This window comes from uncultured Sphingomonas sp. (assembly GCF_934560975.1).
Taxonomy (GTDB): Bacteria; Pseudomonadota; Alphaproteobacteria; order Sphingomonadales; family Sphingomonadaceae; genus Sphingomonas_I.
Window position 1 is genome coordinate 43,230 of the sequence record NZ_CAKTFO010000020.1, and the last position, 9,874, is coordinate 53,103.

7 protein-coding genes are annotated in these 9,874 nt (G+C 66.3%); 4 read left to right on the forward strand and 3 right to left on the reverse strand.

The annotated features are described in order from the left end of the window. Nucleotides 1–11 precede the first annotated feature (11 nt). Nucleotides 12–245, forward strand: coding sequence for a DUF1413 domain-containing protein (locus Q0D93_RS12095; protein ID WP_294394649.1), 234 nt, complete (start codon nucleotides 12–14; stop codon nucleotides 243–245). Next, nucleotides 242–5,605, forward strand: a complete 5,364-nt coding sequence (locus Q0D93_RS12100; RefSeq protein WP_294394651.1) for an ATP-binding protein — start codon at nucleotides 242–244, stop codon at nucleotides 5,603–5,605. The genes Q0D93_RS12095 and Q0D93_RS12100 overlap by 4 nt, the downstream gene beginning before the upstream one ends. Before the next feature lie 129 nt (nucleotides 5,606–5,734). Here the strand turns inward: Q0D93_RS12100 and Q0D93_RS12105 are convergent, their stop codons facing one another. Continuing rightward, nucleotides 5,735–6,175, reverse strand: coding sequence for a hypothetical protein (locus Q0D93_RS12105; protein WP_294394655.1), 441 nt, complete (start codon nucleotides 6,173–6,175; stop codon nucleotides 5,735–5,737). After that, nucleotides 6,175–7,284 carry a hypothetical protein gene (locus Q0D93_RS12110; protein WP_294394656.1) on the reverse strand — a complete coding sequence of 370 codons (1,110 nt, stop codon included), beginning with the start codon at nucleotides 7,282–7,284 and terminating at the stop codon, nucleotides 6,175–6,177. The genes Q0D93_RS12105 and Q0D93_RS12110 overlap by 1 nt, the downstream gene beginning before the upstream one ends. Before the next feature lie 450 nt (nucleotides 7,285–7,734). Here Q0D93_RS12110 and nhaA point away from each other — a divergent pair, with 450 nt between their 5' ends. Both nhaA and Q0D93_RS12120 read left to right on the forward strand, forming a co-directional pair. Continuing rightward, the gene (nhaA, locus tag Q0D93_RS12115) at nucleotides 7,735–8,940 is read left to right on the forward strand and encodes a Na+/H+ antiporter NhaA (protein WP_294394659.1); all 1,206 of its coding nucleotides are present in this window, start codon (nucleotides 7,735–7,737) and stop codon (nucleotides 8,938–8,940) included. 208 nt (nucleotides 8,941–9,148) lie between these two features. Beyond that, nucleotides 9,149–9,487 carry a response regulator gene (locus tag Q0D93_RS12120; protein ID WP_294394663.1) on the forward strand — a complete coding sequence of 113 codons (339 nt, stop codon included), beginning with the start codon at nucleotides 9,149–9,151 and terminating at the stop codon, nucleotides 9,485–9,487. On the opposite strand, the gene Q0D93_RS12125 is transcribed toward Q0D93_RS12120, so the two are convergent. After that, the coding region (locus tag Q0D93_RS12125; RefSeq protein WP_294394666.1) for a response regulator at nucleotides 9,464–9,874 on the reverse strand (411 nt) is incomplete at its 5' end. The two genes, Q0D93_RS12120 and Q0D93_RS12125, sit on opposite strands and share 24 nt — an antisense overlap.

Genomic DNA, 9,874 nt, shown 5'->3' on the forward strand with positions numbered 1-9,874 from the left:
GCGAGGGACCAGTGACCAGGGACGAGTTGCTCGGGATGGCCAGAGCCGCGCTGGGCGGGCTCGCGGCCGGCGCCGAGTTCCAGCTGTCCGATCTCATCCCGAAGGAGGTCTGGACGGCCGCGCCCAAGGGAGCGCGGCTGTCGGCCGGCATGGCCTTCAGGAGTGAGATGGACGTCGAGCCCGGCGTCGCGTGCCTCGGACGCGACGCGAAAAACCATCAGCGCTACCGGACGACGGCGTCGTGAGCCTCGAACTGGAGCCTCCTGCCTTCCCCGACGAGCGGCACGGCGGGGAGAGGCCCGCCGCGACGCAGCGGCCGGCGGACTACGTGCAGGCCATCTTCGACCGCGAGATGGGCGTCACCCTCAGCAACATGAAGGCGGGCTCGCCCCGGGACGAGGCGATGCGGCGCCTAACAGAGGAGGCGGCGAACCTCTACGCGAAGCGCGTCCTGCGGGAGCTGATCCAGAACGCCTTCGACGGGGCGGCCGGCGGCGAGGCGCGCATCCTCGTGCGGCTGGACCTGCGGCAGGGTGATGGGACCCTCTACGTCGCGAACAGCGGCCGCGGGTTCACGAGCGGGAACGTCGACGCGGTGTCGAGTCCGGCGATGAGCAACAAGACGCCCGGCAACTTTATCGGTCACAAGGGCCTCGGCTTCAGAAGCGTGGAGTTGCTCTCGGGCGAGGTCGAGATCCACTCCATGAGCGGATCCGGCGTCCTCGGAGCGGATCGCTTCGACGGCTTCTGCTTCCGCTTCGCGGACGAGAGTGACGAGCGCGAGTGGCTCGACCGCCGTAATGAATCGCAGCACGCGAGCAAGATCGTCGGGCGCGTGCACCGGCTGCAATTGCCGGTGCCAATCTGCGACGGGGCGCCCGAAGCCGCCTGGTTCGCGGGAGAGGGCTACGCAACGCTCATCCGGCTGCCGCTCCGCGACGCCTCGGCGGCGAAGGCGGCGGTGGACGAGATGGCGCTGCTGATGGACGCCAAGGCGCCGATCACGCTTTTCCTCGACCGCCTGTCCAGCCTCACGATCGAGCGGGTCGATCCGGACGGCTCCCGGCAGATCCGCACCCTTGTCAGGCGGACCAGGCCCGTCGAACTCGCCTTCTCCCGGCCGGGCGTGCTGGTCGAGGATGTCACCGCCGAAGGGCACCGCTTCCTGCTGGCACGCATGTCCGTGAACGACGCGGGCTTCCGCGCCAGCGTCGCCGAAGCGGTCGCGCTGCGCCATCCAGTGGCAAGATGGGGCGAGTGGAAGGGGACGCCCGAGGTCTCGATGGCGCTCCCGCTCACGGGCGACGCGCGTCGCGGCGTGTTCTACGCTTTCCTCCCCATGGACCGAGAGGCGCCGTTTAACGGCTGCGTCGATGCGCCCTTCTACCCCGACGCCGACCGGCGGGACCTCGACCTCGCCAATCCGCTGAATAGGTTCCTCCTGGACCAGGTGGCGGAACTCGGCCTGCTGGTCGCCGGCGCGCTGGCCGACGGGGGGGAGACGAGGGCGGAACTGGCGGCAGCTGCCGTGGACGCGGTCGCCTGGACGGACTGCGGCGACAGACTGCTGGAGGCGTGCGGCCGTCTGGACCTAGAGCCGGGCGGCATCCGCCTTCCGACGATGCGCCGCCGTGACTTGGAGGAGCGCTGGGCGCGGCTCGACCAAGTCTACGACTGGCCGGACGACGATTTCCAGCAGATCGACAGGGCCTGGATGGTCCGGACCTGCGATCTTCCGATGCTGCCCCGCCGGCTCGGCGAGCGCAGGGTGGAGGCCGTGGCCGCGCTCGCCGCGGCCGCGAACCTGACGCTCGAGGCCGATCCCTCGAGTTGGGCGGCATGGGCACCGGCGCTCGCAGCGGACCTCGCGAACCGGCGCAAGCTCGTGCGAAGCGACTGGGAGGCGTTCTACGCCGACTTGGCGCAGATGCCGGAGGTCCTCGAGCACCTGCAAGGGGCGGCGATCTTCCGGCTGGAGGACGGCTCATTGGAGGCCGCGAATCGCCGGGAAGGCGAGCGCGAGCGCGAACTCTTCATCAGTCCCTCGGCGGAGGGAGCCACGGGTCGCAGCCGTCGGCTCGGGTCCGCACCGCTGCCGCCAGAGAGCGTCGCGAGGAGGATGGTCTTCGCCGACCCGGGGCTCTCGTGGCCGCCGGCCATCGCCGCCGCATACATTAAGGCGGGGCTCGCGACCCGCTACGACCTACCGCGCGTGCTCGCGCGGCTCAAGCACCTCCTCGGCAGCCGGCCGCGTCAGGCGTCCGTGGTCGCGGCGCTCGGCTGGGCGTTCATCGCCTGGAGGGATCACCGCACGCCCGAGGTGGAGCAGGCCGTCAAGCTTGCGGGCCTGAGTGTGCCGTTGGCGGAGGGCGGCACCAAGCCCGCCCGCTCGGCCTACTTCAGCGCCGGCTGGCGCGACACCCGCGGCGAACTGCTAGCCGAGTTCCTAGCGCTGGCGCCCGACATGGTGCGCAGCGTCAAGCAACTTCGCGACGGTTTGCTGCCCGACTGGGAAGCATGGCCGCTGCGCGAACGCGGCTCGCTGGCGGACTGGGTTCAATTCCTGAAGCTGCTGGGCGTCCGCGACGGGCCGGGTGTCGTCTACCACTCGGCGGTGAGCAGGCCGATCTGGGAGTGGGTGCAGCTGCGCCACATCGACGAGGCCACTCTGCAGAACGAGGCGCGGATCGGCCCCAACTGGCGAGCGGCGCTGCGCACGGACGCGCCCTGGGCCGGGATCCGCTACCAGAGCCGGAACTACACAACCGGCGAGACCCTGTTCGTCTTGCCGGGTCAGGCCGAACACCCGACCCTCTCCGACGAGGCGAAGCTCGCCTATGCGAGGCTGCTTGTCGCGTTCCTGACGAGCCTCGCCCCCGGCGTCCTCCAGACCACGCTGACCCGCGTGGGCGGCAACTACGACTCGGTGATCTGGCCCAGCCCGGCAAAGGCCTTCCTGACGCACGGCGCCTGGCTGCCGGTCGGCAGCGACGACGACGTTTCCTGGCGGGCTCCGTCCGCCTGCTGGTATGCGCCCCGGGGCGAGCAGCTGCCGCGCTTCGTGCCGCGGATCTCGAGATGGGCGCGGGACGGGCTCGACTCGTCCAAGACCGCGCGCGAACTCGCTACCGGCAAGCTCGGCCTCAGGCTGTGGAACGAGCCGGCGAGCGCGCCGGCGCGGCTCGATCACCTGGGAGAGGCGCTCATCAAAGGCATATCGGAGGCAGACTACGACGCCTTCCGGAAGGCGCACCGGGAGGCATGGGAGGACTGGCACAGGCTGCAGCCGCGACCCGCGCTCCCCGCCGGAATAACGTTGGCGGTTCAGGGTGCGGGGCGTCTGGTGGCGCTGCCGGTGGCCGACGGCGACCCGCCAATCGTCTACATCGGCGATGGGTCGGACCCCGCCCGCGAGCAACTGGTCTCCGCACTCGAGCACCATTTGCTCTCCGTCCCGGCGGGAACCGCCACCGACGTCGCCGCGGCGTTGGGCAGGGCGCGGAAGGGCGCATTCATGCTGCTGCCAGAAGCCACGCTGGCTATCAGCGCGGACGGGGTGCCGATCTCGCCTACTGAGGCGGCACCAGCGCTTGTCCAGCCCGGATCAGAATGGCTCGCGGAGATCGCGGTGCTCGTCCTCGAATTTAACGACACGCTGTCGAGCCGCAACACGGCCCGCTCGCGCCGGGCTCTCTACGACGCCTTCAGCCGGCTGACGCTCCTGTTTGCGCGCGAGGTCACCGTCGAACTCAACGGGCGGAGCGGTCCGCTCCCGGCATCCCTCGACGGCGTCCTCGCGCTTCCTCACCCGGATTATCCCACGATCGTAGTCGAGGACGGGACCAGCCTCAACTGGTCGGTGCTCGCCCGCATCGCCCGCGCACTGCCGATCGCGCTTGGCCGGCCCTCCCTGTCGCTTCCCTTCAGGGTGACCTTTCTGGAACTCGAGCGGCGGATGGCCGGACGCGGCACCGGGCTTGAGCGGCCCAGCAACAACGACATAGCGCTAGCGCTCGGTCACCCGGTTGGCCGGATCCGGGAGGTCCAGCGATCTCTGCGCTCGTCCAACCGGACGCTCTTCGAACTCCTCGTCCCGGCGGTGCACGCGACCTTGGGCCCCGGCGCGGCCGAGGCGCTGCGACGCAAGGAGGACACGTCCATGGAGGACGGGGAAATCGAGACCTTACTGGTGAAGGCCGGCGCCGACGCGCAGACCGCCCGGCGGCTCGTCGCCGCGTCCCATTCGGCCGACAGCCTGGACGGACTGCGCCGCGACCTCGAGATCGACTTCGTCTCGTTCAATCGCTCGCTCGCCGACCTCGGGCCGCCATGGCAGGCGTTAAGGTTCGAGGAGCGGCTGCGTCAGCAGTTCGCGAAGTGGGTTGAGGCTAGTCGCGGCGCGCTCGAGCAGCAGGTCCGCGACCTGTTCGCGGGCGCCTACGACCGGAACGAGGACCTGACGACCTACAATGAGGCGAAAGCGCTCGGCTGGGCCCGGTTCGATCCCGCCTGGTTCGAAATGTTCGCGGATATCCCGCAGGACGTGGCCGCCGCGCACGTCGAGGAGCAGATCCGGGAACTCGCGGGAATCGGCGAGCCTGCGACTCTCAAGGACGTGGACGATCTCCGGCAACGAAACAGGGCGGTCCTGCAAGCGTCGCTCGAGCGGATCCGGCGAGTGGTCGCCGCATGGGCGGAGAAGGTGCCGGGACGACGGACGGTCGCCGAACTGTCGCTTCCGATCGAGCAGGTCGCCCGGCGCGTCGTGGCCGCCGGCGTGTTCGACTTCCGCGAGGTCGCCGAGGACGCAATGCCCGCGGCGCTCGCCCGCGCGAAGCTCTGGCCGGACGGGATGGACACCACGACCACGCTGGAGGACCTCGGCCTCGACGAGGCCGACCTCGACGCACGAAGGAAGGAGGAGGAGAAGGCGCGCCAGGACGACCTCAAGGAGAAGCGGACTATCACCTTCGGGACTATCGCAGTCGACGGCGGCGCACCCGGTCGCTTCCAGTCTGTCGCCGAGACCTTGGACAAGGCGCTCTCGTCAAAGGCATTCCAGACGAGGTCGGGCGTCGCGACACTACTCCCGATCGGGCCGGGCGGCGGCGGAGGCGGGGGAGGCGGCGGCTCCCGAAAGCCACCGGCACGAGACCCGGAGTATTCGTCCGAGGAGCAGCGAGTGCTGCTCGGGTTCGCAGGCGAGTTCGCCGCCTACCGGCACCTCAAGCGCACGATCCGCAACTTCTCCGACAGCCACTGGATATCATCGATGGGCCGCAGCTTCCTGGGCCTGCCCGCGACGGATGACCGCGACGGGTTCGACTTCCACGTGCCCCGGTCACGCGGACCCGACCTGTTCTTCGAGGTCAAGGCGCACACGGGAGATCCGGGGTATGTGGATCTCGAGAGGTCGCAGGTGGAGGCAGCCATCTCGATGGCCGACGGAACGAGCGGCATCTGGACGATGCTGTACGTCCCGTACGTCCGCAACCCAGACATGATCAGCGTCCAGGAGCTACTGAACCCCTATGCCGAGGAGGGGCGCCGCCTATACCGGCAGCGCGGCCGGGAGGCGGTCCGGCTAGAGATGCGACGTGAGTAGGCGGCATCGCTGGAGCGGCTGACGTCAACGGTCAGGAATAATATCCACCATGCCCGGCCCAACGAACGTCCAAATTCAGGATGCACCGAATTGCTCTTGAGCGTCCAGATGTGGGCAAACAGTAGGTATTTATCCGTCGCCGTTCGCCGTCTCAGCAACCTCGTCAGCGGGGTTCGGATGTAGAACTCCTCGCGCGATCGCCGCCTGTTTGATCCGCTTCGCCAGCGTCTTCTGCTTGCTACCGCCGAACCCAACGAAGCTCGCAAGCGCATGGGCGGGGTTGGCTCGAAGTCCTTGGTTTGCGGGCAGAGGATCCTCTTCACAGGGGATTCCGTGCGTCTGGAAATCGGCAACGCTGATCCCATACACCGCGACTGACGTATGACCGTTGCCGGTATACAGGTCGAACGCGGCACTAGCGGTCGTCAAGGCGCCGCGGTCCACGCTGAGCTTATCCTCGTCGGCTTCCTTGGGCCGGAAGTTGCTGCTGGAGGGTTCACCATCCTGCACCAAGTCCGGATGGATCTGGCGAAACATCACTTCCTCGCCGTTCGTGAGCTTCGCTCCCATCAGTGGCGAACCTTCGCGTCGAACGCCGCTAGGAGTTGCTCGCCCACATCCGCAAAGCTCTCCGGCTCTATCTCATCGTCACCGTTGACCTCTATACCGTAGAGTTCGACTGAGCCGTTTGCGGCGAACTCTAACGACATGTCCCACCCGCCAGCTTCGAGCTCGATGAGGACGCCAGCGCCTTCGTTCGGATAGATCCGCATTGCGCCAGCCAGCACGACGCGTGCGGTAATGAATTGGTGCGCGGAGCGCAGCGCCGTCTCATCGATGGCCGCGCCGTGTCCATCAAGCCAACCCTGTTTCAGGCGTCCAAGCTCTTCCAGGCGCTCGAAGGACCGAGTCATCCCTGCTTCGATGCTTGCGTCAACCACGGCAACGTCAAATACATCGAGAACATTGCGGATATGTTCACCGCGATCCATCTCGACCAACACATCATATTGGACTGCCTGATCGAGGCTGCCGTCAAAGTTCTGCTTGATCTCCTCTGGGTCTACTGGGATTGAAATGTCACCGCGCTCTGTGCGGATAATCACCTGACCGTAAACCGAATTAGATGCGAGCGTTCCTACACCAGTGAGGCGCACATTGTAGGTCTCGCGGACGGAGGTTATCAGCCGCTTGCGACGCTCGACATCAAGAAAAACGACGTTGCCGCCAGCCACTGGGGTTAACTCGATTTGTTCGTCGGCACGCAGACTCGCGCCAAACTTGTCGAGTGCTCGCAGCTTCTCAGGACTGAGGTCTGGGGCATCGTTTCCGGCGGCGACCCCCTCGAAGAGATCTACGATATCTGAATAGGACGCCTCGACGATCTCGGCGAGTTCGTCCTCAAATCCCGGGAGCGTCTGCTGCGCCACGTCTTGGCTCCAAACGAGGTTGGGCTGCGCACTTCCCTCCTCGATCTGGGTCAGGTCGAGGGTGAGACTCGCATCGAAGCCTTTGGGCACGCGCTGACGATCGGGATGACGCGCTCTCCACTCGTCCTTCGCGAAGGAGACGAGCAGATCACGAAAGGCCGGCAGATCGGACAGGACGTTCACAGGCAGCCGCGCGCCCGCGTAGCGGAGGCCGACGTACCGGAGTTTGAAGGTCTTATCTTCGGCCATGGTTTTCGTCGATGTATAGAGGTGGGGAGAGGTCGCCAACGGAAAAGCTATCCGAAGCCTGCTGAGCGCCGTCAGCCTTATGCGGAAAGCCGGCCCGGGAGCATGGAGGCAGCATCGGTGGCGATGCTCTCGAGTTTACCGGATCGCTCGCCACAAAGCGGTGCCCTGAGGCGACTCTGACATGTCTGAACGTTAACTCGGCCGAGATGAACGAATGGCCGAAGCTCGGGAGCGGCAAGGGGGCTGCGAATGACCGGGTGTGGGTCGAGCCCGCCGCTGGGATGTCGCAAATATGCTGACTTCTGAACGTCGCGTATGTCATGCCTTTCGCGACAGCGATGTCGCTGGAGTTCTGGTTGCAGCTCGGTGCCCCCCAAAGAGGAATCGAGCTGCTTAGCTCATATCGTCCGCTTATTGGGCGCTTAAGCCGTCGCGGACCGTTATTCGATAATGGACCGATCAATTAGCCCTCGCCGCCGACCTATCTCGGTTCTTCGCTCCTTCCTGGGCAGCGAGGCGTCAGGTGGCATTCTGCTGATGAGCGCTGCTGCGTTGGCGATGGCAATCGCCAACAGCCCGGTTGGCCCGTCCTACTTCCATGCGCTCCATCTCTACGTGGGGCCGCTTTCCGTTCTCCACTGGATCAACGATGCGCTGATGGCGGTCTTCTTCCTGCTGGTGGGTCTGGAGATCAAGCGCGAGTTCGTCGACGGCAACCTGTCGACCTGGGCGGATCGACGCCTGCCGATCATTGCGGCCGCAGCCGGCATGCTCGTTCCCGCCGTAGTCTACCTGGGGATCGCCGGCACCTCATCCACGCTGGCACGGGGCTGGGCTATCCCTGCGGCAACGGACATCGCGTTTGCCATCGGCGTGCTTGCCCTGCTGGGAAGCCGCGCTCCGGCCTCCCTGAAGCTGTTCCTCACAACCGTCGCGATCGTCGACGACATGGGAGCGGTCGCGATCATCGCGCTGGCCTACACGGCTCACATCAACGTCATGGCGCTGGCCGCAGCCGGCGTCATTCTGCTGCTGATGTTCGGGATGAACAGGGCGGGTGAGAAGCGTCTGTGGCTGTACCTGGTGCTCGCAACCGCGCTTTGGGTCGCCGTGCTTCTGTCAGGGGTTCACGCGACCATCGCCGGCGTGCTCGCCGCACTTGCGATCCCGATCACGCGCAGCCCCGGCACGCCGGACAGCATGGAGTCGCCCCTCCACCGGCTTGAACACGCGATCCAGCCGTGGGTGGCGTTCGGGATCGTGCCGATCTTCGGCTTCGCGAACGCCGGCGTAGCGCTGGGTGGCCTCGGCTGGGCCGAGGTGTTTGCGCCGTTGCCGATCGCCATCGCGGCCGGCCTCTTCCTGGGCAAGCAGATCGGCGTCTTCGCGAGCGTTCGCCTGGCCGTCGCTCTGGGGTTCGGCAGCCGCCCGCAGGGGGCCACCTGGCTCCAGGTCTACGGCGTCGCCATGCTTTGCGGCGTCGGCTTCACCATGAGCTTCTTCATCGGCGGGCTCGCGTTCTCCGATCCGTTGCTGGCATCGGAGGTGAAGATTGGCGTCCTAGGTGGTTCGATCCTGTCCGCGGTGCTTGGCTTCGTGCTGCTCCGGTTCGCGCCCGCGAGCTCCGCCGCGACGAGCCTGTCGCGTAAGTTCTGACTTCTGGACGTCGCGTATGTCGTTGCTTTTGCGACAGGGCTGGGCTGTCCCGCTTGGGATGGTGCAACGAGAAAGCCGACGCTGGACAGGGACATAGCTGCCGCCGGCAACGCTAGCAGAGGAGGCCATCGCTGGCCAACGGCCAAGATCGCCTATACCAGTCACAGGGCGGATCATGGGGGTGGGGATGTTGAAGCAAGGCACGCGCGTGCTGATCGTTGAGGACGATTATTTCATCGCCAGCGACCTGGCCGACGGCTTCGCGGAAGCAGGCTTTGTAATCGAAGGTCCCGTCCCGTCGCTTGCGGAAGCGCTCGCGGTGGCGGAGCGAGGGCAGGTCGGCGGAGCCTTACTGGACATCGATCTCAATGGCGAAAAGGTCTGGGAAGTGGCGGATGCGCTGATCGAACGCGGCATTCCGGTCGTGTTCGTGACCGGTTACGACCGGGAGAGCATCCCCGACAGGTATCTCGACGTGCCACTCTGTCTGAAGCCGATCGACACGGCGAAGGTCGTCGATGCGCTAGCGCGAGTCACCGGCCTCTAACAGCTGTTCGACGGCCTCGATGCGCAGCGGCTTCATGACAATGACCGCACGCTGCCATTCGTCGGGGATATCGGCCGAGTTGTAGCCGGTCGCGAAGAGGAACGGTATCGCTCTGGCTTCCAGAGCCTCGGCGATCGGGAAGCTCCTCTCCTGCCCGAGGTTCACGTCCAGCACTGCCGCATCGATCGCCTTGCTTTCGATCAGATGCAGTGCGTCACTTACGGACGGCACCGGTCCGACGACAGCCGCCCCGGCCCCTTCCAGCTCTTCCTGAACGTCCCGAGCGATCATATAGTCGTCTTCGACGACCAGGATGCTGCGGCCTTGCAACGACGCTGTACTCAAACGCTCAGTCCGGTCCTGCCATAGCCGTCGAGGCAGGAACGT

Excerpts from the sequence above, each read along its gene's own strand:
- Q0D93_RS12105 (WP_294394655.1), bottom strand. The coding sequence starts at position 6,175 with ATGGGAGCGAAGCTCACGAACGGCGAGGAAGTGATGTTTCGCCAGATC.
- Q0D93_RS12110 (WP_294394656.1), bottom strand. The coding sequence starts at position 7,284 with ATGGCCGAAGATAAGACCTTCAAACTCCGGTACGTCGGCCTCCGCTAC.
- nhaA (WP_294394659.1), top strand. The coding sequence starts at position 7,735 with ATGGACCGATCAATTAGCCCTCGCCGCCGACCTATCTCGGTTCTTCGC.